The following is a 22,201-nucleotide window of genomic DNA, read 5'->3' on the forward strand; positions in this document are numbered from 1 at the left end:
TTTGGAAGGCGAGCAAGGCCGCCCCGCCGCGCGGTGGCGGGGCGGAAGAATTACTCGGCAGCGGCCATCAGCGGCGCCCCGCCGGCGCGGATCGTCGCCAGCAGCTCCTCGCGCCGTTTGGCGGCGGCGCGCTGCGCGGCCTCCTTCACCGGGCCGAAGCCGCGGACCTGCAGCGGCAGCTCGGCGAGCGCGATCGCCGCGTCGAGCGTCTCGGGCCGGACCTTGGGAAGGACTTCGGCCATGTCCTTTTCGTACTCGGCGATCAGCGCCCGCTCCATCCGCCGCTCGGTCGAGCGGCCGAAGATGTCGAGCGGCGTGCCGCGCAGGCCTTTCAGCTTCGCGAGCATCCGGAAGGCCCGGAGCATGCCGGCCCCGTATTCGCGCTTGGCAGGTCGGCCGTTCTTGCCCTCGCGCGAGAAGATCGGCGGGGCGAGGTGGAAGGTCATCTCGAAATCACCGCCGAACTCGGCACGCGCCTTGTCGGCGGTTTCGAGATGGAGCCGCGCGACCTCGTACTCGTCCTTGTAGGCCAGGAGCTTGTGATAGCCGAGCGCCACCGCCTCGCGCATGTCGGCGGGCGCCGCATCGACGAGCTTGCGGTAACGGCGGGCGTAGCGGGCGCTCTGATAGGCGACGAGATGTTCGGCGCGGAAGGTGATCCGCTCCTCGAGCGTCATCGGCTTCGCGTCCGGCTCCTGGGTCCACTCCGCCGTCTCGGCGGGGCGTTCGGCGGCCCAGCGGCCGATCTCGAAGGCGCGCAGGTTGCCCTTCACGGCCGCACCGTTGAGCTCGATCGCCTGGCGGATCGCGTCGGCAGAGAGCGGCACGAGGCCCATTTGCCACGCAGCGCCGAGGATCAGCATGTTGGAGTAGATCGAGTCCCCCATCAGCTTCTTGGCGAGTACCGACGCGTCGAGGAAACTCACCCGGTCGCGGAGCCGCGCCTCGATCGAGAGCTTCAGCCCCTCGGTCGGCAGATGGAAGTCGCGGTTGCGGGTGAAGGCGCCGGTGATGATCTCGTGCGCGTTCACCACCGCGCCGGTGCGGCCGGTCTTCATCAGGCCGAGCACCTTGGCGCCGCCGGTAACCACGAGATCGCCGCCGATCACGCAGTCGGCCTCGCCGGCCGCGACCCGGATCGCGTTGATGTCGGAGGGTTTCTCGGCGAGGCGTAGGTGGATGTTCACCGCGCCGCCCTTCTGGGCGAGGCCGGCCATCTCCATCATGCCCGCGCCCTTGCCGTCGAGCTGCGCGGCCTGCGCGAGCACCGCGCCGATGGTCACCACGCCGGTGCCGCCGACGCCGGTGATCAGCACGTTGTAGGTGCCATTGATCGCAGGCAGCACCGGCGCGGGCAGGTCGGGCAGCGCAAAGTCGGCGGCCGCGGCCTTCTTCACCTCGGCGCCCTTCAGCGTCACGAAGGAGGGGCAGAAGCCGTCGAGGCAGGAGAAGTCCTTGTTGCACGACGACTGGTCGATGGCGCGCTTGCGGCCAAGCTCCGTCTCCACCGGCACGATCGACACGCAGTTCGACTGGATGCCGCAATCGCCGCAGCCCTCGCAGATGTCGGTGTTGATGAAAACGCGCTTGTCGATGTCGGGGAAGGTGCCGCGCTTCCGGCGCCGGCGCTTCTCGGCCGCACAGGTCTGGACATAGACGATGACCGACACGCCCTTGGTCTTGCGGAACTTCTCCTGCACCTCGGGCAGCCCGTCGCGGGTGTGGATCTCGATTCCCTTGGGAAGTTTCGAAAGATCCACGTCCTCCTTCTCGTCATAGACGAAGGCGATGTGCTCGACGCCCATCGCCTGGACCTCGCGGACGATGCGGTCGGCGGAAAGCTCGCCCTCGTTCGGCTGGCCGCCGGTCATCGCCACGGCGTCGTTGAAGAGGATCTTGTAGGTGATGTTGGTCTTGGCGGCCAACGCCGCGCGGATCGCGAGCGAGCCGGAATGGTTGTAGGTGCCGTCGCCGAGGTTCTGGAACACATGCTCGGTCTTCGAGAACGGCGCCTGGCCGATCCAGTTCACGCCCTCGCCGCCCATCTGCGTGGGCCAGAGCGTGTCGCGGTCCATCCAGACCGCCATGAAGTGGCAGCCGATGCCGGAATAGGCGATCGAGCCCTCGGGCACCTTGGTCGAGGTGTTGTGCGGGCAGCCCGAGCAGAAATAGGGTGTGCGCTGCGCCAGTTCCGGCACGTTGTCGGCGCGCCGCGCCGCCGCCACCTCTTCGAGCGCCGCGCGCATGTGGTCGGTCGCCCTGCCCTCCTCGATCAGGATCTGGCCGAGCTTCTCGGCGATCATCGCGGGGTCGAGCGCGTAGCGGGTCGGGAACAGCTCCTCGCCGTAGTTGCCCTTTTTCCAGCCATAGACCCGGCGCCCCTGGCGGTCGTCGAAGATCGATTCCTTGACCTGGACCTCGATCAGCTTGCGCTTCTCCTCGACCACGACGACGAGGTCGAGCCCCTCGGCCCAGTCGTGGAAGCCCTTCATGTCCAAGGGCCAGGTCTGGCCGACCTTGTAGGTGGTGATCCCGAGCTTCTCTGCCTCGGCGGCGTCGATGCCGAGCATCTGGAAGGCGTGCATCAGGTCGAGCCAGTTCTTGCCCGCCGAGACGATGCCGATCTTGGCGCCCGGCTTGCCCCAGACCCGGCGGTCGATGCCGTTGGCGCGGGCGAAGGCCTCGGCCGCGTGGCGCTTGTAGTCGATCATCCGGATTTCCTGCTGGACCGGATTGTCGCCGAGCCGGATGTTGAGCCCGCCTTCGGGCATCCGGAACTCCGGTTCGACGAAAGAGAGGCGGAACGGATCGCCATCGACGACGGCGGTCGCCTCGGCGGTGTCCTTCATGGTCTTGAGACCGACCCAGACGCCGGCGTAGCGGGAAAGCGCCCAGCCGTAGAGGCCGAAGTCGAGGAGTTCCTGCACCCCCGCCGGGCTCACCACCGGCATGTAGACATCGACCAGCGCCCAGTCGGACTGGTGCAGCGTGAGCGAGCTTTCGGCGGTGTGGTCGTCGCCCATCGCCATCAGCACGCCGCCATGTTTCGACGTGCCGGCAAGGTTGGCGTGGCGCATTACGTCGCCGGTGCGGTCGACCCCCGGCCCCTTGCCGTACCAGAGCGAGAAGACGCCGTCATACTTGCCCTCGCCGCGAAGCTCGGTCTGCTGGGTGCCCCAGATCGCGGTCGCGGCGAGATCCTCGTTCAGGCCCGGCTCGAACCGGATGTCGTTCGCCAGAAGCAGCTTCTTCGCCTTGGCCATGTTGAGGTCGACCCCGCCAAGGGGCGAGCCGCGATAGCCCGAGACATAGCCGGCCGTGTTCAGTCCCGCCGTCCGGTCACGCTCCTTCTGCATCAGCATGAGCCGGACGAGCGCCTGCGTTCCGTTCAGGAGGACCGGCGATTTTGCCAGGTCGTATCGGTCATTGAGGGTGATTTCCGGCTTCGACATCTGCTCCTCCCCGCTGTTCGAGCGCAGCTTCATTATAGGTCAAAAACACTGACCTACAAAGCCTCTTTTTTCTGACCGGTCAGACGACTATATCCCCTTTTCCCTTGGGTTTTGCTTTCGCGGCCAGCGCAATTCGGCCATAAAGCGGGGGCCGAAATCGACAGAAAGATACGGTATGGACTGGGACAAGCTCAGAATATTTCACGCGGTGGCGGATGCCGGCAGCCTGACCCATGCGGGCGAGGCGCTGCACCTATCGCAGTCGGCGGTGAGCCGGCAGATCCGCGCGCTCGAGGAGAGCCTGAACACGACCCTGTTTCACCGCCACGCGCGGGGACTGATTCTCACCGAGCAGGGCGAGCTTCTGTTCGACGCCACCTCGTCGATGAACAAGCGGCTGGAAACGGCGGCGGCGCGGATCCGTGACAGCGAGGACGAGGTCTTCGGCGAGCTTCGCGTCACCACGACGACCGGGTTCGGCACGCTCTGGCTCGCGCCGCGGCTCGGCAAGCTCTATGAACGCTATCCCGACCTCAAGATCGAGCTGATGCTCGAGGAGCGCGTCCTCGACCTGCCGATGCGCGAGGCCGACGTCGCGATCCGCATGAAAGAGCCCTCGCAGGCCGACCTGATCCGGCGGCGGCTGATGAACATAAGGATGCGGCTCTACGCCTCGCCGGACTACCTCGCCGCGGCCGGCACGCCGACCGAGGTCGAGGATCTCGCGAGCCACCGGCTGGTCAGCCAGAGCCCCACCGCCCCCCAGGTCTCGGCCGGCGCGACGCTGGTCCAGTGGCTCTTGTCGAACGACATCCGCTCGACGCTCGCCGTGAACAACTATTACGGCGTGCTGCAGGCGGTGCTCTGCAATCTCGGGATCGGCGTCCTGCCCGACTACCTTACCGAGGACTTCCCCAACCTCGTCCGGGTGCTGCCGGAGGTGGAATCGAGCGAGGTTCCGGTCTTCCTCGCCTATCCCGAGGAATTGCGGCAGTCGAAAAGGGTCGCCGCCTTCCGCGACTTCGTGCTGGAAGAAATCATCAGCTACCGCCGCCAGCAATCCGACGGGGCGGCAATCTGAAGTTGAAGTGAGGCATGATGGCAACGCATAGCCGCCATGCTTCCCCTACGGCATCTTTTCCCTTGATCGCTCCGCCTCCAGGTCCTAGGTGGGAATAGAAGGTGGTGATTGAAGCAATTCTCATCGTCTTCTACCTCCCTGTTGGACTTGGGCCGAGCTTGTCTCGGCCTTTTTTTTGTTTTCGCGGATCCCTCACCGTGTAAATTCGGCGCCATCAGCCCGCTTTCGCCCGGATCGCACGATGTCGGACCCTTACGATATGTCATGCCACTGCGGCGCCACGCGTTGGACGATCGCGCGCGCGGCGCGCGGCACCCTCGTGAAATGCTATTGCGCCGACTGCCAGACCTTCGCCCGCCATCTCGGCCACGGCACCGACTGGCTCGACGCGGCCGGAGGCTCCGCGATTTTCCAGACGGCACCGCACAATCTCGGCTTTCCCGACGGCATGGCCCATGTCGCGCTGCTGCGGCTCGGCCCGAAGGGCCTGTTCCGCTGGTACGCCGACTGTTGCGGGACGCCGATCGCCAACACCCTCTCCGGTCCGGGCTTTCCCTTTGTCGGCGCGGTCCTGCAGCCGGACGAGAACCGCTTCGGCCCTGTCCGGGTCTGGGCGAACACTGCCGCCGCGCGCACCCCGGTGAAAGCCAGGGGCATTGCGCGCGCGGTCCTCGGCGTTCTCGGCCGCGCCGCGCTGGCCCGCCTCACCGGCAGCTACAGGACCAATCCGTTCTTCGACGCGGCCGGAGCGCCCGTCGCGCCCCCCACCGTCCTGAGCAAGGCCGAGCGCGACGCCGCCCGCCCGCACTGACGGCAGAAGCGGTTTCGCCCTTTTCTCTGCCGCCCTTCACCCCTAAAAGACGCGGCAATCGTGCAGCTCCGGGGGATGAAATGCAGGAACCTCAGATCACCGAAGACCTGATTGCCGCGCATGGCCTGAAACCGGACGAGTATCAGCGCATCCTCGAGATCATCGGCCGCGAGCCGACCTTTACCGAGCTCGGCATCTTCTCGGCCATGTGGAACGAGCATTGCTCCTACAAGTCCTCGAAGAAATGGCTGCGCACCCTGCCCACCAAGGGTCCCCAGGTGATCTGCGGCCCAGGCGAGAACGCCGGCGTCGTCGATATCGGCGACGGCCAGGCGGTGATCTTCAAGATGGAGAGCCACAACCACCCGTCCTACATCGAGCCGCACCAGGGCGCCGCGACCGGCGTCGGCGGCATCCTGCGCGACGTCTTCACGATGGGCGCGCGCCCCATCGCCGCGATGGATTCGCTCTCGTTCGGCATGCCCTCGCATCCGAAGACCGCGCATCTGGTGAAGGGCGTCGTGGAGGGCATCGGCTCCTACGGCAACTGTTTCGGCGTGCCGAACGTGGGGGGCGAGGTCCGCTTCCACCCCGCCTATAACGGCAACTGCCTCGTCAACGCCTTCGCGGCGGGCCTCGCGGATGCCGACAAGATCTTCTATTCGGCGGCCTCCGGCGTCGGCATGCCGGTCGTCTATCTCGGCGCCAAGACCGGCCGCGACGGCGTCGGCGGCGCGACGATGGCCTCGGCCGAGTTCGACGACACAATCGAGGAGAAGCGCCCGACCGTGCAGGTCGGCGATCCCTTCACCGAGAAGCGCCTTCTCGAAGCCTGCCTCGAGCTGATGGCCTCGGGCTCGGTCATCTCGATCCAGGACATGGGGGCCGCGGGCCTCACCTGTTCGGCGGTCGAGATGGGCGACAAGGGCGGGCTAGGCATCAAGCTGACGCTCGACCAGGTGCCGCAACGCGAGGCGAACATGACCGCCTACGAGATGATGCTGTCGGAAAGCCAGGAGCGGATGCTCATGGTTCTGAAGCCCGAGAAGGAGGCCGAGGCGCGGGCGATCTTCGAAAAATGGGATCTCGACTTCGCCATCGTCGGCGAGACCATCCCCGAGGACCGCTTCCTGATCCTGCACGGCAACGAGGTGAAGGCCGACCTGCCCCTCTCGAAGCTGTCCTCCTCGGCGCCGGAATACGATCGGCCCTGGGTCGAGACGCCGAAGCGCGCAGCACTCGCGGACGCGCCGCAGATCGACGCCATCGCCGGGCTGAAGGCGCTGATTTCCTCGCCGAACTACGCCCACAAGGGCTGGGTCTGGGAGCAGTACGACACGATGGTCATGGCCGACACGGTCCGCATCCCCGGCCTCGGCGCCGGCGTGGTGCGCGTCCACGGCACCGACAAGGCGCTGGCCTTCACCTCCGACGTGACCCCGCGCTACGTCAGGGCGAACCCGGTCGAGGGCGGCAAACAGGCGGTGGCCGAGGCCTACCGCAACCTTACCGCGGTGGGCGCCCTGCCGCTCGCCGCGACCGACAACCTCAACTTCGGCAACCCGGAGAAGCCCGAGATCATGGGCCAGTTCGTCGGCGCCGTCAAAGGCATCGGCGAGGCCTGCGCGGCGCTCGACATGCCGATCGTCTCGGGCAACGTCTCGCTCTACAACGAGACCGACGGCAAGGGCATCCTGCCCACGCCGACGATCGGCGCGGTGGGGCTCGTCGCCTCGCTCGAAGACCTCATCGCGGGCCAGCCGCAGGACGGCGACATTGCCGTGGTGATCGGCGCGACCGCGGGCCATCTCGGCCAATCGGCGCTCCTCTGCGAGGCCTTCGGCCGCGAGGACGGCGACGCGCCGCATGTCGACCTCGCCGTCGAACGGCGCAACGGCGAGTTCCTGCGCACCAGCCGCAAGCGCTTCCGCGCCGCAACCGACCTCTCGGACGGCGGGCTCGCGCTCGCGGCCTTCGAGATGGCCGAGGCGGCCGGGATCGGCGTCGCGCTCGACAGCGGCGAAACCGGCCAGCTCTTCGGCGAGGACCAGGCGCGCTACCTCGTGGCGGTCGCGGCGGACAAGGCCGAGGCGCTGCTCGAAGCGGCCCGCGCGGCCGGCGTTCCGGCCGCGGCCGTCGGCCGGTTCGGCGGCCGTACCGTGCGTTTCGGCACCGCCGAGGCGCCGTTGGCGGAACTCGCCTCGATCTACCGCTCGGCCTTCGCGGCGGCGGTGGCCTGAGCCGCGAAGCGGCGGCGGGCCTGCGACACCCGGTCAATCTTGCGGGTCCCGGCTGCGGGGCCTACATTCAGCCCAAGCGCATACGGGAAGGACGCCTCATGGCGATGGAAGCACAGGATATCGAAGACCTCATCCGGGCAGCGTTCCCGGACGCGCAGATCACGATCACGGATCTCGCGGGAGACGGCAACCACTACGCCGCCGAGGTCATCGACGAGAGTTTCCGCGGCATGAACCGCGTCCAGCAGCAGCGCGCGGTCTATGCCGCGCTCAAGGGAAAGATGGATGGCGCGCATGGCGAACTGCACGCGCTCGCGCTGACGACCAAGGCTCCGGAGTAACAGCCCATGACCACGACGACCGCCCAGGACCAGATCCGCGACACCGTGACGAAGAACACCGTCGTCCTTTACATGAAGGGCACCAAGGCGATGCCGCAATGCGGCTTCTCCTCCCGCGTCGCGGGGGTGCTGAACTTCATGGGCGTCGACTATGTCGACGTGAACGTGCTTGAAGACGCCGAGATCCGCCAGGGCATCAAGGACTTCTCCGACTGGCCGACGATCCCGCAGCTCTACGTCAAGGGCGAGTTCGTCGGCGGCTGCGACATCATCACCGAGATGACGCTCTCGGGTGAGCTCGACCAGCTCTTCGACAAGAGCGGCGTGAGCTATGACAAGGACGCCGCCGACAAGATCCGCGCCGCCAACGCCTGACCCGGCGCACCGACGGCACCGACGGCACCGCCAGAAACACAAGGCCGCCCCTCGGGGCGGCCTTCGCGCCTGAGGGCGCAGGGTGGGCGGGCGGGGCGCCCGAAGGCGCGAAATCCTCAGCCCGCTTTCCGCTCCTCGATCCGATCGGCCAAAGCCTCGGCCCGCGCCGCGATCTCGGCGAAAGTCTCGGTCACTGCTTCGGGGATCACCGCGACCTCGACCCGTTGCGGCTTGGTTCGCGCATCTGTGGCGACGCGTTCGGCCACCAGCGCCCGCTCCTCAGCGGCGCGGACCTGGTCCTCGAGCCCGGCCGCCTTGTCGGCCAGCATGAGCCCCGCCATCAGCAGCATCCGCGCCTCGGGCATCCGCCCGATCTGCGAGACGAGCGTCGTCGCCTCGTTATCGAGCATCTGTGCCGCCGAGCGCAGGAAATGCTCCTCGCCGTCCTGGCAGGCGACCTGGAACTCGCGCCCGCCGATGGTGATCGACACGTCCGGCATCAGGCCACCTCCTCGATCAGGGGCCGCAGCTCGGAGAGGATCTCCTGCATCTCGGCCATTTCCGCCGCCCGCGCCGCGCGCAACGCCTCGAGCTCGGCCATCAGCGAGCGGTTGATCTGCTCGGGCTCCGGCACGCCGTCCTGCGCGGCCTCGCGCAGCGCCCGCTGCGCCTCGGTCAGGTCGGCGTTGATCCGCTTCTGGCGGTGCAGTTCGGCACCGGCAGCATCGAGTTGTTCGGTCAGCCGCGCGACCTTCTTCTCGAGCGCGTCGACCATGGTCTCCTGCTTTTCCTTGATCGCGCGCACGCGATCGGTGAGCTGCGCGTTGGCCGCGCGCTCGGCCTCCAGCGCCTCGCGAAGCTCGCCCGCCGTCCTGGCTTGCTCGCGCGCCGCAGCGGCGGCCTCCGCCTCGGCGCGCGCCTTTTCCACACCTGCACCGATCCGCTCCAGCGCCGCCGAGATCCGGCGCTCCATTTCGGCTATGTCGCTCATGTGTTGCGGCCCCCTGACCCGGTTTCTGCCTGTGTCATGCCTCTGGGGAACTGCATCCATCCGGTCTTCGCCGGCGAATCGGACGCCCCCCCGCGCAGACCGAGTTTAGACCGAAGGGCTGCGGGATTCCTCCCCCTTTCGGGCCAAGTGCTTAGGCGGCGCGCTTGAACTTGCTCCCGAGCCTGCTATCAAGCCCGCGCGCTCAGCATTCCGGAAGAAGAAGGATCAGGGACTTGGACATCGCCACGCTTCGCGACACACACGCCGATCACTGGGGGAAGGCCTGCGCGCTGCGCACGCTTGCGATGGATGCGGTCCAGGCCGCCAATTCCGGCCACCCCGGCATGCCGATGGGCATGGCCGACGTCGCCACGGTCCTTTTCGAAAAGCACCTGAAGTTCGACGCCTCGACTCCGGACTGGGCCGACCGTGACCGCTTCATCCTGTCCGCCGGCCACGGCTCGATGCTGATCTACGGGCTTCTGCACCTGACCGGCTATGCCGACATGACGCTCGACCAGATCCGCAACTTCCGCCAGTGGGGCGCGATCACCGCCGGCCATCCGGAATACGGCCATGTCAAGGGCGTCGAGACCACGACCGGCCCACTCGGCCAGGGCATCTCGAACGCGGTGGGCTTCGCGATGGCCGAGGAGTCCTTGCGCGCCCGCTTCGGCGCCAAGATCGTCGATCACTACACCTGGGTGATCGCCGGTGACGGCTGCCTCATGGAAGGGATCAGCCACGAGGCGATCGGACTCGCCGGGATGCAGAAGCTCTCGAAGCTCATCGTCCTTTGGGACAACAACGACATCTCGATCGACGGCCGGATCAGCCTCAGCGACGTCACCGACCAGCGCGCCCGCTTCGCCGCGGCCGGCTGGAAGGTCCTGTCCTGCGACGGCCACGATCCGGTGGACATCGACCGCGCGCTGACCGAGGCCAAATCCTCCGACCGCCCGGTCCTCGTCGACTGCAAGACCCATATCGGCTTCGGCAGCCCGAAGAAGCAGGACACCGCCGGCGCCCACGGCTCGCCGCTCGGTCCCGACGAGATCAAGGTGACGAAGGACATCTACGGCTGGACCTATCCGGCCTTCGATGTCCCGGCCGACATCCGCGCCGCCTGGGCGGCGATCGGCAGCCGCGGCGCTGCCGCGCGGGCGGAATGGGAAGCGCGGCTCGCCGCGCTCTCCGACAGCCGCCGGGCAGAGTTCCGGCGCCAGATGGCCGGCGAGGCTCCGAAGAAGCTCTCCGCCGTCATCCGCGCGCTGAAGAAGCAGAACAGCGAGCTCCAGCCCAAGGTCGCGACCCGCAAGGCTTCCGAGATGGTGCTCGAAGTCGTCAACCCGGCGATGCCCGAGACCATCGGCGGCTCGGCCGACCTCACCGGCTCGAACAACACCAAGACCGGCGATCTCGGCATCTTCAACCCCGAGAACCGCAAGGGGCGCTACGTCCATTTCGGCATCCGCGAGCACGGCATGGCGGCGGCGATGAACGGCATGGCGCTGCATGGCGGCGTGCGGCCCTACGGCGGCACGTTCCTCTGCTTCACCGACTATGCCCGCGGCGCGATGCGGCTGTCCGCACTGATGGGGGTTCCTTCCGTCTATGTCATGACGCATGACTCGATCGGCCTCGGCGAGGACGGCCCGACCCACCAGCCGGTCGAGCACCTGGCGATCTGCCGCGCGACGCCCAACACCTGGACCTTCCGCCCCGCCGACCTGATCGAGACGGCCGAGGCCTGGGAACTGGCGCTGACCGCCGAGAAGACGCCGTCGGTGCTGGCGCTCAGCCGCCAGAACCTGCCGACGGTCCGCACCCTGCACACGTCGAGGAATCTCTCGGCCCAGGGCGCCTATGTGCTGCGCGAGGCCGAGGGCAAGCGCCGGGCGATCCTGCTGGCGACCGGCTCGGAAGTGGAGATCGCGCTCAAGGCCCGCGACCTCCTGCAGGCCGAGGGCATCGGCACCCGCGTCGTTTCCATGCCCTGCATGGAACTCTTCGCGGCCCAGGACGAGGCCTACCGCAAGCGCGTCCTGCCCGCGGGCCCGGTCCGCGTCGCGGTCGAGGCCGCGGTGCGCCAGCCCTGGGACCGCTGGCTCCTCGGCGAGCGCGGCCGCGAGGCCAAGGCCGCCTTCGTCGGCATGGAGGGTTTCGGCGCCTCCGCGCCCGCCGAGCGGCTCTACCAGGAATTCGGGATCACCGCCGAGGCCGTCGCCGCGCGGGTGAAAGAACTCCTCTAGCACCGAGCAGATTGTCGCATCGACGCCCCGCCGCAACAACCTTCCGGCGGGGTTTTTTCGTCACGCCACGGGACACGTCACCCCATGCCGAAGAGGCTCCTGACCTCCTTGGTGAAGGCGCCGCGCACATCCTTCATCTCGCCCGGCGCGATGTGGCTGTCGAGAAGGTCGAAGACCGCCCGCACCGCCCTGTCGGCATCGCCCAACGGATCGGGCGCGAAGCCCCTCTGCACCGCTGCGACGAAGTCCTCGGCATGACGCATCCGGGCCGGATTGCGGGCCGAGTTCCAGCCCTCGTAGTAGATTCCCCGGATCAGCGTCGGCAACTGCGCGCCGAGGTCGGTCGCCTCGTCGACCGTCAGGTGGTCGCGCACCGCGTGCAGCACCGCCCGCAGCAGCCGGTAGCTCCGCTGCTTGTTGTCCCAGCCGGTGCGGCTGTCGACCTCGTTCACCCAGATATTGGCGGACTGCACCGCCTCGTCGATCATCTTCAGCCCGAGCGCGCTCATGTCGGCTTCCTCGCATCTCCGCATCGGCGGAAGGAAAGCATGGTTCGGCCCGCCGCGCGTTGACGCGGGTCAGTACCCCGGACCCAAGCCCGCTGCATGATTGCCGCAGCCACAGCGGAGCCGCACATGGAAACCGAACCGCAGATCGTCTTTCACGGCATGGATGCCTCCCCCGCCGTCACCGCCGAGATCCACGGCAAGATCGGCAAGCTCGAACAGGTCCATCAGCGCATCACCTCCTGCCGGGTGATCGTCGAGAAGCGCACCGCGCGCGGCCACAAGGGGCATATCTACCAGGTGGCCGTCGAGGCCGAGGTGCCGGGCGGCATGATCATCGTCAACAGGAAGCCTGGCGATCTCGGCGCTCACGAAGATCTGCATGTCGCGATCCGCGACAGCTTCAACGCCGCGCGGCGCCAGCTCGACGAGCATGTGCGCAAGATGAAGGGCGTCGACGTGAAGAGCCACCCCGAGCGCCACCACGGCCGCATCGTGCGGCTTTTTGCGGATGAGGGGTACGGCTTCATCAAGTCGAGCGGCGGGCTCGAGGTCTACTTCCAGCGCGACAGCGTTGTCGGCAGCGACTGGGAGCGGATCGGCCTCGACACCGATCTCGAGTTCAGCCTGATGGACGGCGACAAGGGGCCGTTCGCGGTGAATGTCTCGCTCAGGGGCTAGTTCGCCGCTGCGGAGGAACGATTTTTAGAAAATCGTTCCAAAATCCATTGATGGATTTTGGCTCAGCACAGGATGCGGACCGGCTCGTTGTTGCAGAAGATCACGAACTGACCTGCGTTCTCGACCGCGTGGTAGCCGCGCCGCTTCAGCTCTCGCTCGAACGCCGCGCGGCCGACGATCATCTCGACGTCCCGGACGGAGCGTCGGATCACCCCGCCACGGATCGCCGCCTGAGAGGCAAAGATCGTGCGCAACCAGTAGTCAGGATGCATATGCGGCGCGGGCGTGCTCATGCCGCGACAGTGCCCAGAAACGGTTAACGGAAGGCTAAAGCCAACGGCGACGACGCCCTGACGCCGCGAGCTACTGCGCGCCGGTGTCGCTGCCGGCGATGACGCGCCAGAGCGGCCCGGCCACGCGCGTGACAAGTGGAATGAGAGCCATCCCGAGCGCAAGACCGGACACGCCATCCGCCAGCGCCGTCACCGCCCATCCGGTGAAGCCCGCGATGCTTGGCGGCACCGCATGGCCGACGGCCTCGGCCCAATGGTGGAAGGTGTCGTAGAGCAGCGGCCAGCCCAGCACGTCGAGCCCGTGGATGATGATCGCGCCGCCGACCCAGAGCATCGCCGCGGTGCCGATCGTCGAGAGAAGCGCCATGAGCTTCGGCATCCCCTTCACTAGCCCGGTGCCGAGCGCACGACCGACCCCGGTCCGCGCCGTCGCTGCCATGTAGAGCCCGATATCGTCCATCTTCACGATCAGCGCGACCGATCCGTAGACCGCGACGGTGATCCCGATCGCGACGACGGCGAGCGTCAGCGCCTCCATCCAGAGCACGCCTTCGGGGATCGCGGCGAGCGCGATGGTCATGATCTCGGCCGAGAGGATGAAGTCGGTCTTGATCGCGCCGCGCACGCGCTTTTCCTCCAGATGCACCGGATCGCCCACCTCCATGTCGGCCTCGACATGCGCGTCGCCGTGGGGAAAGAGCTTGTGGAAGATCTTCTCGGCGCCCTCGAAACAGAGATAGGCGCCGCCGAGCATGAGAAGCGGCGTGATCAACCATGGCGCGAAGGCGTTCATGAGCATCGCCGCCGGCAGGAGGATCACCAGCTTGTTGAAGAGAGAGCCCTTGGTGATCTTCCAGATGATCGGCAGTTCGCGCTTGGCCTCGAAGCCGTGGACGTATTTCGGCGTGACAGCCGCGTCGTCGATCACGACGCCGGCGGCCTTCGACCCGGCCTTGGCCGCCATGCCGGCGACATCGTCCACGCTCGCCGCCGCGACCTTGGCGATCGCGGCCACGTCGTCGAGAAGCGCCAGCAATCCGCTCATGGTCGTCCCTTCCTTGCAAATCGGCGCCAACCTAGCGAATCCGTCCGCCGAGGCAAGGCGATCGCGCCGGCATGTCGCCGGAACCGCCAGAACCGGCCCCGATTCAGCGCACCTGTTTTCGCTAACACCCTCCTGTTTTCGCTACCATGTTGATATAGCGGGTTTTCCCGCCTTCCCTCCTCTGCTATGCGCAGGAACTGGCGCGGCTTGGCTCCCGCGTCTCGGGCACAGGAGATGAGGCACATGACCGTCACCATCGGCATCAACGGGTTTGGCCGGATCGGCCGTTGCACGCTGGCGCATATCGCGGAAGCGGCGCGCAACGACGTCCAGGTCGTCAAGATCAACGCCACCGGGCCGATCGAGACCAATGCGCATCTCCTGAAGTACGACTCCGTCCACGGCCGTTTCGCCGGGCCGGTGAAGGTCGGCGAGAACACCATCGACCTCGGCCGCGGGCCGATCGAGGTGATGTCGACCTACAACCCCGATGAGCTCGACTGGGAAGGCGTCGACGTCGTCCTCGAATGCACCGGCAAGTTCAACGACCGCGCCAAGGCGGCCGTCCATCTCGGCCGCGGCGCCAAGCGCGTGCTCGTCTCGGCTCCGGCCAAGAACGCCGACAAGACCGTGGTCTACGGTGTCAACCACCGACAGCTCACCGCCGAGCATCTTGTCGTCTCGAACGGCTCCTGCACGACGAACTGCCTCGCCCCGCTCGCCAAGGTGCTGAACGACGCGATCGGCATCGAGTCGGGCATCATGACGACGATCCACTCCTATACCGGCGACCAGCCGACGCTCGACCGCCGCCACAAGGACCTCTACCGGGCCCGTGCCGCGGCGATGGCGATGATCCCGACCTCGACCGGCGCCGCGAAGGCGCTCGGCGAAGTGCTGCCGGAACTGTCGGGCAAGCTCGACGGCACCGCGATCCGGGTGCCGACGCCGAACGTCTCGGCCGTCGACCTCACCTTCCAGGCGGCCAAGGACGTGACCGTGGCCGACGTCAACGAAATCGTAAGGGAAGCCGCGGCAGGCTACATGGGCATGGTCCTCGCCTATGACCCGGAGCCGAAGGTCTCGATCGACTTCAACCACACGCCCTATTCCTCGATCTTCGCGCCCGACCAGACCAAGGTCGTCAGCGGCCGCACGGTCCGGGTCCTGGCCTGGTACGACAACGAATGGGGCTTCTCCTGCCGCATGGCCGATGTCGCCGGCGCGATGGGGCGGCTCCTCCAGTAAGGAGCCTCGGGGGGCCTCGCGTCCCCGCCCATGACCAACCGGATCGCCATCGTCCTCGCGGCGCTTGTCGCCGCCTTCTTTCTGGTCGACCACTTCTGGCTGAACCTTGGTGCGCCCCTGTTCCTGGGGCGCAAACTCCTCGATCTCGTCGAATTTCTCGCCATCTGGCGCTGAGACCGCTACTCTACGGTTGACCTGTCGGCTGTATTTTGATGTTAGCGGTAACGGCGCCCGCTCGGGTGCCGGCGATTTTCGAGAGGAGGTTCGCGATGGCAGTGAAGGTGGCGATCAACGGGTTTGGCCGCATCGGGCGCAATGTGCTGAGGGCGATCATCGAGTCAGGACGCAAGGATATCGAGGTCGTGGCGATCAACGATCTCGGCCCGGTCGAGACCAACGCCCATCTGCTGCGCTTCGATTCGGTGCATGGCCGGTTTCCGGCGGAAGTGACCACCACCGCCTCGACGATCGATGTCGGACGCGGACCGATCGACGTCTCGGCGATCCGCAACCCGGCCGAGCTGCCCTGGGGCGACATCGACGTCGTGCTGGAATGCACCGGCATCTTCACCGACCGAGACAAGGCGGCGGTGCATCTCGAGAACGGTTCCTCGCGGGTTCTGGTCTCGGCGCCGTCGAAGGGCGCAGACAAGACCATCGTCTTCGGCGTGAACCACGACACTTTGACGAAGAACGACCTGATCGTCTCGAACGCCTCCTGCACGACGAACTGCCTCTCGCCGGTCGCCAAGGTCCTGAACGACGCGATCGGCATCGCGAAGGGCTTCATGACGACGATCCATTCCTACACCGGCGACCAGCCGACGCTCGACACGATGCACAAGGATCTCTACCGCGCCCGCGCGGCGGGCCTGTCGATGATCCCGACCTCGACCGGCGCGGCACGCGCGGTCGGGCTGGTGCTGCCCGAGCTCAACGGCAAGCTCGACGGCGTGGCGATCCGCGTGCCGACCCCGAATGTCTCGGTCGTCGACCTCGTCTTCGAAGCCGCGCGAGACACTTCGGTGGAAGAGATCAACCAGGCGGTTCGCGAGGCCGCGGACGGACGGCTGCGCGGCATCCTCGGCGTCACCGACCAGCCCAACGTCTCGTCGGATTTCAACCATGACCCGCGCTCCTCGATCTTCCATCTGGACCAGACCAAGGTGATGGACGGGCGGATGTGCCGTATCCTGTCGTGGTACGACAACGAATGGGGCTTCTCCAACCGCATGTCGGACACCGCCGTGGCGATCGGCAAGCTGCTCTGAGCCGCCTTCGGGCCGGAAACCCGCCAAGACCGCAGACGTCAGGGAAGACGCTGTTTCCGTTTGATTTTTGTCGGCGCATTGAGCGGATCGCGCCCGAACAGGCAACGCGCGCCGATGGGCGGTTCGGCTGCGTTCAGGGCGACGGCGGCGACGACGGCACCGGGAATGCCAGGTCGAAGGCCCAGTTGAAGACGAAGGCGTAGACCAGGTAGAAAAGCGCGAAGGACACGTCCATCAGGAAGGCTTGGACCAGGGTGACGCCGAGATACCAGGCAATGAACGGCAACAATATCGCCAGAAGACCCGCCTCGAATAGGACCGTGTGAAGGACGCGCGCCGGCAGTGTCTTGCGAACGGTTCCGACGAGCCGCAGCATCGCGTGGTCGAACAGCAGATTGTAGGCGTAGTTCCACAGCGTCGCGACCGTCGCGCCGACGATGCCGACGACGCCGATGTCGTGCATCGGCAGACCGAACGCCCACGCGCCGAGCGGCGTGACCAGGGCCAGGCCGATGATCTCGAAGCTGATGGCGTGGAGGATGCGGTCTCTTGCCGTGCGCATGATGTCCCCTTCGGTTTTCGGGTCGTCCCGAACAAGTATCCCGGTTTCGGGGGAGGTCGTCCTCGCTTTGCGTGCAGATACACGATCGCCAGCCGGCCGGCGCAAGCGCGCCCGCGTCAGAACCTGGCTTTAAGCGCAGAATCGACGGCGGGGGTCACGAATTTCGACACGTCGCCGCCGAGCCGTGCGATCTCTTTCACGAGCTTCGAGGCGATCGCTTGGCGCCGCGCGTCGGCCATAAGGAAGACCGTCTCGACCGAATCGTCCATCGCGCGGTTCATGCCGACCATCTGGAATTCGTACTCGAAATCCGCGACCGCCCGGAGCCCCCGCACGATCACCGAGGCGCCGACGTCGCGCGCGCAGTCGATCAGCAGGTTCTCGAACGGATGCACCACGATCTCGCCGCCAGTCTTGGCGACGATGGGGACACATTCGGCCTCCACCATCGCCACACGCTCCTCAAGCGTGAACAGCGGCCCCTTGTCGCGGTTGATCGCCACCCCGATCACCAGCCGGTCGACGAGCGCCATCGCCCGCTGGATGATGTCGGTATGGCCGAGCGTGATCGGGTCGAAGGTGCCGGGGTAAAGGCCGATGCGCATGAATCCCTATCCCTCTCGGGTGGTTACGTCACGCTGACGCAACGATATTGCGCGCGCGAATGCAAGTCCCGCCCCGCCGTGGCCGGCTCAGTTGCCCATGATCATCCCGGCAAGCGCATCCTTCTCCATCGCGAGTTCGGAGATCCGCGCCGCGACGAGATCGCCGATGGAGACGAATCCCACCATCGCATCGCCCTCCATCACCGGCATGTGGCGGAACCGTCCCGCCGTCATCTTCTCGAGCACGGAGTCGGCGGCATCGTTGGGTGCGCAGGAGATCAGGTTGCGCGTCATCAGCGCCTCGACCTTGTCGGTCAGGCAGCCCGAGCCCCGGCGGCCGAGGTCGCGCACGATGTCGCGCTCGGAGAGGATCCCGAGCGGCTTCTTGCCGTCGCGCGAGACGACGACCGCGCCGATCCGGCGCTCGGCGAGAAGGCGCGCCGCATCCGCGACAGTCGTCTCGGGCGTCACCGTGATGATGCCGGTCTGATCCTTGGAACGCAGAATCTGGTGAACCTGCATGGGCAAACTCCTGAGCGATAAGCGACTTTCCCTCAACGTCGCGCCTTGACCCGCCGCTGTCAAGCCAGTGCTTCGAGCCGCGCGACCTCGCGTCGCACGCCCTGCGCCAGAAGCTCGGCGAAGCGGTTGAGCCGTTCCACCCGGCGGTCGTCGGGATGGCGGATGAGGTAGAACGACCGCGTGAGCGAGACCTTGTCGGCGAGAACCTTGACGAGATCGGGCGCCGCGGGCAGCGCGAAATCATGCACCACCGCGATGCCGGCGCCGGTCCGCACCCAGTTGAACTGCACCGAGACCGAGTTCGAGGCGAGCGTCACGTCCTCCATCCCGGCCTCGCTCTGGTAGTCGAGTTCCTTGTCGAAGATCAGGTCCTGGATATAGCCGATCGTGCGGTGGCGCTTCAGATCGGCCACCGAGGTGATCGGCGGGTGGCGGTCGAGATAGGCCTTCGATGCGGCGAGGTGCAGCTTGTAATCCGTGAGCCGCTGCACCGTCAGGTGGCCCGCAGCCGGCGGGCTCACCGCGATCGCCATGTCGGCCTCGCGCTTGGACAGGTTGAAGACCCGCGGCTGGGCGACGATCTGGACCTCGAGCCCCGGATGATCGGCGCAGATCTCCGCGACGATCTGCGGCAGGAGGTAGTTCGCGCTGCCGTCCGGCGCGCCGATGCGGATCTGCCCGGTCAGGCCCGGCCCCTCGGATCCGACCTCCTCCATCGCCTCGGCCACCGCCTGCTCGGCGCGGCCCGCATGGACGAGCAGCCGCTGACCCTCGCCGGTCAGCGCATAGCCCTGCGCCGAGCGGTTGAAGAGCCGGACCGTCATCGCCTCCTCGAGCTTCGCGATCCGCCGCCCGACAGTCGCCGGGTCGAGCTTCAGGAGCCGCCCCGCCCCCGAGAGGCTCTCGGTTCGCGCGACCGCCAGAAAGACCCGCAGGTCGTCCCAATCCGCCATGATCCCATCCTTTGCAACATTGCAAAACCCTTTTGGGAAACTGCCCCTTTTCCGGGCAAAACTGCAAGGCTATTGTCGCGCAGCAACTTCGGGAGGCTTCCATGAAAGAACTGACCCACTGGATCAACGGCGAGCATGTGAAGGGCACCTCGGGCCGCTTCACGGATGTCTTCAACCCCGCGACCGGCGAAGTGCAGGCCAAGTGCCCGCTGGCCTCGGCCGCCGAGACCGAGGCCGCGATCGCCAAGGCCGCGGCCGCGCAGCCGGCCTGGGGCGCGATGAACCCGCAGCGCCGTGCGCGCGTCATGATGGCCATGGTCGGCCTGATGAACCGCGACATGGAGAAACTCGCGGAAGCGCTCTCGCGCGAGCATGGCAAGACCATCCCCGACGCCAAGGGCGACCTGCAGCGCGGCCTTGAAGTGATCGAATACTGCATCGCCGCGCCGCAGATGCTGAAGGGCGAGTTCACCGACGACGCCGGCCCCGGCATCGACATGTACTCGATGCGCCAGCCGCTCGGTGTCGTCGCCTCGATCATGCCGTTCAACTTCCCGGCCATGATGCCGCTCTGGCACGTCGGCCCGGCGCTCGCCTGCGGCAACGCGGTGGTTCTGAAGCCCTCCGAGCGCGACCCCTCGGTGCCGCTGATGCTCGCCGAGCTCTTCGTCGAGGCGGGCCTGCCGAAAGGCGTCTTCCAGGTCGTCAACGGCGACAAGGAGGCGGTCGACACGCTCCTTGACAGCGAGACGATCCAGGGCGTCAGCTTCGTCGGCTCGACCCCGATCGCGCAGTACATCTATAGCCGCGCCACCGCGAACGGCAAGCGAGCCCAGTGCTTCGGCGGCGCGAAAAACCACATGATCATCATGCCGGACGCCGACATGGACCAGGCCGCCGACGCGCTCGTCGGTGCGGGCTTCGGTGCCGCGGGCGAACGCTGCATGGCGATCTCGGTTGCCGTGCCGGTGGGCGACGAGACCGCCGACCGGCTGATCGAAAAGCTGGTGCCGCGGGTCGAGAAGCTGCGCGTCGCCCCCTATACCGACGGCAACGACGTGGATTACGGCCCGGTCGTCACCCGCGAGGCGAAGGAGCGCATCCTTGGCCTGATCAACAGCGGCGTCGAGCAGGGTGCAAAGCTCGTGGTCGATAACCGCGACTTCACGCTCCAGGGCTACGAGAACGGCTTCTTCGTCGGCCCGCACCTCTTCGACCACGTCACCCGCGACATGGACATCTACAAGACCGAGATTTTCGGCCCGGTCCTGTCGGTGGTGCGCACCAAGTCCTACGAAGAGGCGCTCGGTCTCGCGATGGATCACGAGTACGGCAACGGCACGGCGATCTATACCCGCGACGGCGACACCGCGCGCGACTTCGCGCACCGGATCAACATCGGCATGGTCGGCATCAACGTGCCGATCCCGGTGCCGCTGGCCTACCACACCTTCGGCGGCTGGAAGAAGTCGATGTTCGGCGACCTCAACCAGCACGGTCCGGACTCGTTCAAGTTCTACACGCGCACCAAGACCGTGACCGCGCGCTGGCCGTCCGGCATCAAGGAAGGTGGCGAGTTCAACTTCAAGGCGATGGACTGACGCCGGAACCGGCGCGGGGGCCCCTGCCCCCGCCTCATTTACCGATCGACGCAAGGGCCGGCGCACCGCCGGCCCTTCGCCGTTCACGGAAGGCATGGCGCCCCTCCGCGCTTGCCCCGTACCGCGGGCTCTGCTCAACTGGCTGCGGGAGGTGCGTGCCATGACCGAGCCGGATTTCACCATCGGGATCGAGGAGGAATACCTGCTCGTTGACCGTGACAGCCTCGCGCTCGCCGTGGCGCCCGAGGCGCTGATGGCGGCCTGCAAGGCCGAGATGGCGGGCCAGGTCAGCCCCGAATTCCTGCAATGCCAGATCGAGATCGGCACCCGCGTCTGCAAGGATGTCGGAGAGGCGCGCGATGATCTGAGGAAGCTCCGCGCCTGTGTCGCACGCCATGCCGCCGACCACGGCCTCGCCCCGATCGCCGCCTCCTGCCATCCATTCTCCGACTGGAAGGACCAGCACCACACCGACAAGGAGCGCTACAACGTCCTGCGCCGCGATCTCGGCGGGGTGGCGCGGCGGATGCTGATCTCGGGCATGCATGTCCATGTCGGCGTCCCCTCCGAGGACATGCGGATCGACCTCGTCAACCAGCTTTCCTACTTCCTGCCGCATCTTCTGGCGATGTCGGCCTCCTCGCCGTTCTGGCAGGGCGAGGATACCGGCCTCGCGAGCTACCGGCTGACCGTGTTCGACAACCTGCCCCGCACCGGCCTGCCGCCGCGCTTCTCGAGCTGGGCGGAATACGAGCGCACCGTGCATGCGCTGGTCCACATGAAGCTGATCGAGGATTCGACGAAGATCTGGTGGGACTTGCGCCCCTCCGCCCGTTTCCCGACCATCGAGACCCGGATCTGCGACGTGCAGCCAAAGCTGGAGATGACGCTGTCGCTGGCGGCCCTCACCCAATGCCTGACTCGGATGCTCAGCCGGCTCCGGCGCAGGAACCAGCGCTGGCGGCACTACGACAACTTCCTGCTCGACGAGAACCGCTGGCGGGCGCAGCGCTACGGCATCACCGGCGGGCTGATCGACTTCGGCCGGCTCGAGGTCGTCGATTTCCCGGTGCTGCTCGACGAACTCGTCGCCCTCGTGGCCGAGGATGCCGAGGCGCTCGGCTGCACGGCAGAGATCGAGGCGCTTCGCGACCTGCTCGAAACCGGAACCAGCGCCGACCGGCAACGTGCCGTCCGCACCGATGCGATCGAGGCCGGCGACGACGAGGCCGGCGCGATGCGCGCGGTTGTGCGCAGCCTCATCGAGGAGTTTCACGCCGACCTGTGAGATTGGGCCTCCGGGGCGCAGATTTCGGCTTGCAAAATTCTTGCAACAGTTAGAATTTAACAAGCGTTCAATTCACGCCGCCA

Annotated in this window: 22 protein-coding genes; 12 read left to right on the forward strand and 10 right to left on the reverse strand. The window is 66.9% G+C overall.

Annotated elements, in window-relative coordinates:
* Positions 1-50: 50 nt before the first annotated feature.
* Complete coding sequence (locus OEZ60_RS16910; RefSeq protein WP_263338741.1) at positions 51-3,452, reverse strand: indolepyruvate ferredoxin oxidoreductase family protein; 3,402 nt, start codon at positions 3,450-3,452, stop codon at positions 51-53.
* Between the two features lie 175 nt (positions 3,453-3,627).
* Here OEZ60_RS16910 and OEZ60_RS16915 point away from each other — a divergent pair, with 175 nt between their 5' ends.
* The 5 genes from OEZ60_RS16915 to grxD all read left to right on the forward strand — a co-directional run bounded on the left by OEZ60_RS16915 (position 3,628) and on the right by grxD (position 8,300).
* Positions 3,628-4,533 (forward strand): LysR family transcriptional regulator, encoded by a 906-nt coding sequence (locus OEZ60_RS16915; RefSeq protein WP_263338743.1) that lies wholly within the window; start codon positions 3,628-3,630, stop codon positions 4,531-4,533.
* Positions 4,534-4,774: 241 nt separating this feature from the next.
* A complete protein-coding gene (locus OEZ60_RS16920) occupies positions 4,775-5,344 on the forward strand; it encodes a DUF6151 family protein (protein WP_263338746.1) in 570 nt (189 codons plus the stop codon).
* An 80-nt stretch (positions 5,345-5,424) separates the two neighbouring features.
* Positions 5,425-7,584: a phosphoribosylformylglycinamidine synthase subunit PurL gene (gene purL / locus OEZ60_RS16925; RefSeq protein ID WP_263338748.1), complete on the forward strand. Its 2,160-nt coding sequence runs from the start codon at positions 5,425-5,427 to the stop codon at positions 7,582-7,584.
* Positions 7,585-7,682: 98 nt separating this feature from the next.
* Positions 7,683-7,925, forward strand: coding sequence for a BolA family transcriptional regulator (locus OEZ60_RS16930; RefSeq protein ID WP_263338750.1), 243 nt, complete (start codon positions 7,683-7,685; stop codon positions 7,923-7,925).
* Between the two features lie 6 nt (positions 7,926-7,931).
* A complete protein-coding gene (gene grxD / locus OEZ60_RS16935; protein WP_263338752.1) occupies positions 7,932-8,300 on the forward strand; it encodes a Grx4 family monothiol glutaredoxin in 369 nt (122 codons plus the stop codon).
* A gap of 116 nt (positions 8,301-8,416) precedes the next feature.
* Here the strand turns inward: grxD and OEZ60_RS16940 are convergent, their stop codons facing one another.
* Both OEZ60_RS16940 and OEZ60_RS16945 read right to left on the reverse strand, forming a co-directional pair.
* On the reverse strand, positions 8,417-8,800 hold the full coding sequence (locus OEZ60_RS16940; RefSeq protein WP_263338754.1) for a cell division protein ZapA: 384 nt from the start codon (positions 8,798-8,800) through the stop codon (positions 8,417-8,419).
* Positions 8,800-9,291: a hypothetical protein gene (locus OEZ60_RS16945; RefSeq protein WP_263338756.1), complete on the reverse strand. Its 492-nt coding sequence runs from the start codon at positions 9,289-9,291 to the stop codon at positions 8,800-8,802. The genes OEZ60_RS16940 and OEZ60_RS16945 overlap by 1 nt, the downstream gene beginning before the upstream one ends.
* 233 nt (positions 9,292-9,524) lie before the next feature.
* On the opposite strand from OEZ60_RS16945, the gene tkt reads away from it, so the two are divergent.
* Positions 9,525-11,543 (forward strand): transketolase, encoded by a 2,019-nt coding sequence (gene tkt, locus OEZ60_RS16950; protein ID WP_263338759.1) that lies wholly within the window; start codon positions 9,525-9,527, stop codon positions 11,541-11,543.
* A gap of 77 nt (positions 11,544-11,620) precedes the next feature.
* On the opposite strand, the gene OEZ60_RS16955 is transcribed toward tkt, so the two are convergent.
* Positions 11,621-12,052: a DUF2267 domain-containing protein gene (locus OEZ60_RS16955; RefSeq protein ID WP_263338761.1), complete on the reverse strand. Its 432-nt coding sequence runs from the start codon at positions 12,050-12,052 to the stop codon at positions 11,621-11,623.
* A gap of 126 nt (positions 12,053-12,178) precedes the next feature.
* On the opposite strand from OEZ60_RS16955, the gene OEZ60_RS16960 reads away from it, so the two are divergent.
* A complete protein-coding gene (locus OEZ60_RS16960) occupies positions 12,179-12,730 on the forward strand; it encodes an HPF/RaiA family ribosome-associated protein (RefSeq protein ID WP_263338763.1) in 552 nt (183 codons plus the stop codon).
* Positions 12,731-12,792: 62 nt separating this feature from the next.
* On the opposite strand, the gene OEZ60_RS16965 is transcribed toward OEZ60_RS16960, so the two are convergent.
* Together OEZ60_RS16965 and OEZ60_RS16970 are read right to left on the reverse strand one after the other, a co-directional pair.
* Positions 12,793-13,023, reverse strand: coding sequence for an N-(5'-phosphoribosyl)anthranilate isomerase (locus OEZ60_RS16965; RefSeq protein ID WP_263338766.1), 231 nt, complete (start codon positions 13,021-13,023; stop codon positions 12,793-12,795).
* 70 nt (positions 13,024-13,093) lie between these two features.
* The gene (locus OEZ60_RS16970) at positions 13,094-14,068 is read right to left on the reverse strand and encodes a DUF808 domain-containing protein (protein ID WP_263338769.1); all 975 of its coding nucleotides are present in this window, start codon (positions 14,066-14,068) and stop codon (positions 13,094-13,096) included.
* Positions 14,069-14,311: 243 nt separating this feature from the next.
* Between OEZ60_RS16970 and gap (OEZ60_RS16975) the strand changes: the two genes are divergently transcribed.
* From gap (OEZ60_RS16975) to gap (OEZ60_RS16985), 3 genes are all read left to right on the forward strand, one after another.
* Positions 14,312-15,316, forward strand: coding sequence for a type I glyceraldehyde-3-phosphate dehydrogenase (gene gap / locus OEZ60_RS16975; protein ID WP_263338771.1), 1,005 nt, complete (start codon positions 14,312-14,314; stop codon positions 15,314-15,316).
* Positions 15,317-15,346: 30 nt separating this feature from the next.
* On the forward strand, positions 15,347-15,490 hold the full coding sequence (locus OEZ60_RS16980; RefSeq protein WP_263338774.1) for a hypothetical protein: 144 nt from the start codon (positions 15,347-15,349) through the stop codon (positions 15,488-15,490).
* A 95-nt stretch (positions 15,491-15,585) separates the two neighbouring features.
* A complete protein-coding gene (gap, locus tag OEZ60_RS16985; RefSeq protein ID WP_263338776.1) occupies positions 15,586-16,587 on the forward strand; it encodes a type I glyceraldehyde-3-phosphate dehydrogenase in 1,002 nt (333 codons plus the stop codon).
* Positions 16,588-16,720: 133 nt separating this feature from the next.
* Here gap (OEZ60_RS16985) and OEZ60_RS16990 read toward each other — a convergent pair whose 3' ends face one another.
* The 4 genes from OEZ60_RS16990 to OEZ60_RS17005 all read right to left on the reverse strand — a co-directional run bounded on the left by OEZ60_RS16990 (position 16,721) and on the right by OEZ60_RS17005 (position 19,229).
* On the reverse strand, positions 16,721-17,149 hold the full coding sequence (locus OEZ60_RS16990) for a PACE efflux transporter (RefSeq protein WP_263338778.1): 429 nt from the start codon (positions 17,147-17,149) through the stop codon (positions 16,721-16,723).
* A 116-nt stretch (positions 17,150-17,265) separates the two neighbouring features.
* The gene (coaD, locus tag OEZ60_RS16995; RefSeq protein ID WP_263338780.1) at positions 17,266-17,754 is read right to left on the reverse strand and encodes a pantetheine-phosphate adenylyltransferase; all 489 of its coding nucleotides are present in this window, start codon (positions 17,752-17,754) and stop codon (positions 17,266-17,268) included.
* Positions 17,755-17,841: 87 nt separating this feature from the next.
* Entirely contained in the window at positions 17,842-18,276 is a 435-nt protein-coding gene (locus OEZ60_RS17000; protein ID WP_263338783.1) for a CBS domain-containing protein, read from the reverse strand.
* A 59-nt stretch (positions 18,277-18,335) separates the two neighbouring features.
* On the reverse strand, positions 18,336-19,229 hold the full coding sequence (locus OEZ60_RS17005) for a LysR family transcriptional regulator (RefSeq protein WP_263338785.1): 894 nt from the start codon (positions 19,227-19,229) through the stop codon (positions 18,336-18,338).
* Positions 19,230-19,330: 101 nt separating this feature from the next.
* On the opposite strand from OEZ60_RS17005, the gene OEZ60_RS17010 reads away from it, so the two are divergent.
* Together OEZ60_RS17010 and OEZ60_RS17015 are read left to right on the forward strand one after the other, a co-directional pair.
* Positions 19,331-20,830, forward strand: a complete 1,500-nt coding sequence (locus OEZ60_RS17010; RefSeq protein ID WP_263338787.1) for a CoA-acylating methylmalonate-semialdehyde dehydrogenase — start codon at positions 19,331-19,333, stop codon at positions 20,828-20,830.
* A gap of 160 nt (positions 20,831-20,990) precedes the next feature.
* Positions 20,991-22,118: a carboxylate-amine ligase gene (locus tag OEZ60_RS17015; RefSeq protein ID WP_263338789.1), complete on the forward strand. Its 1,128-nt coding sequence runs from the start codon at positions 20,991-20,993 to the stop codon at positions 22,116-22,118.
* Positions 22,119-22,201 lie beyond the last annotated feature (83 nt).

Origin of the sequence: Albidovulum salinarum, assembly GCF_025673475.1 — a bacterium.
GTDB classification, from domain to species: domain Bacteria; phylum Pseudomonadota; class Alphaproteobacteria; order Rhodobacterales; family Rhodobacteraceae; genus Albidovulum; species Albidovulum salinarum.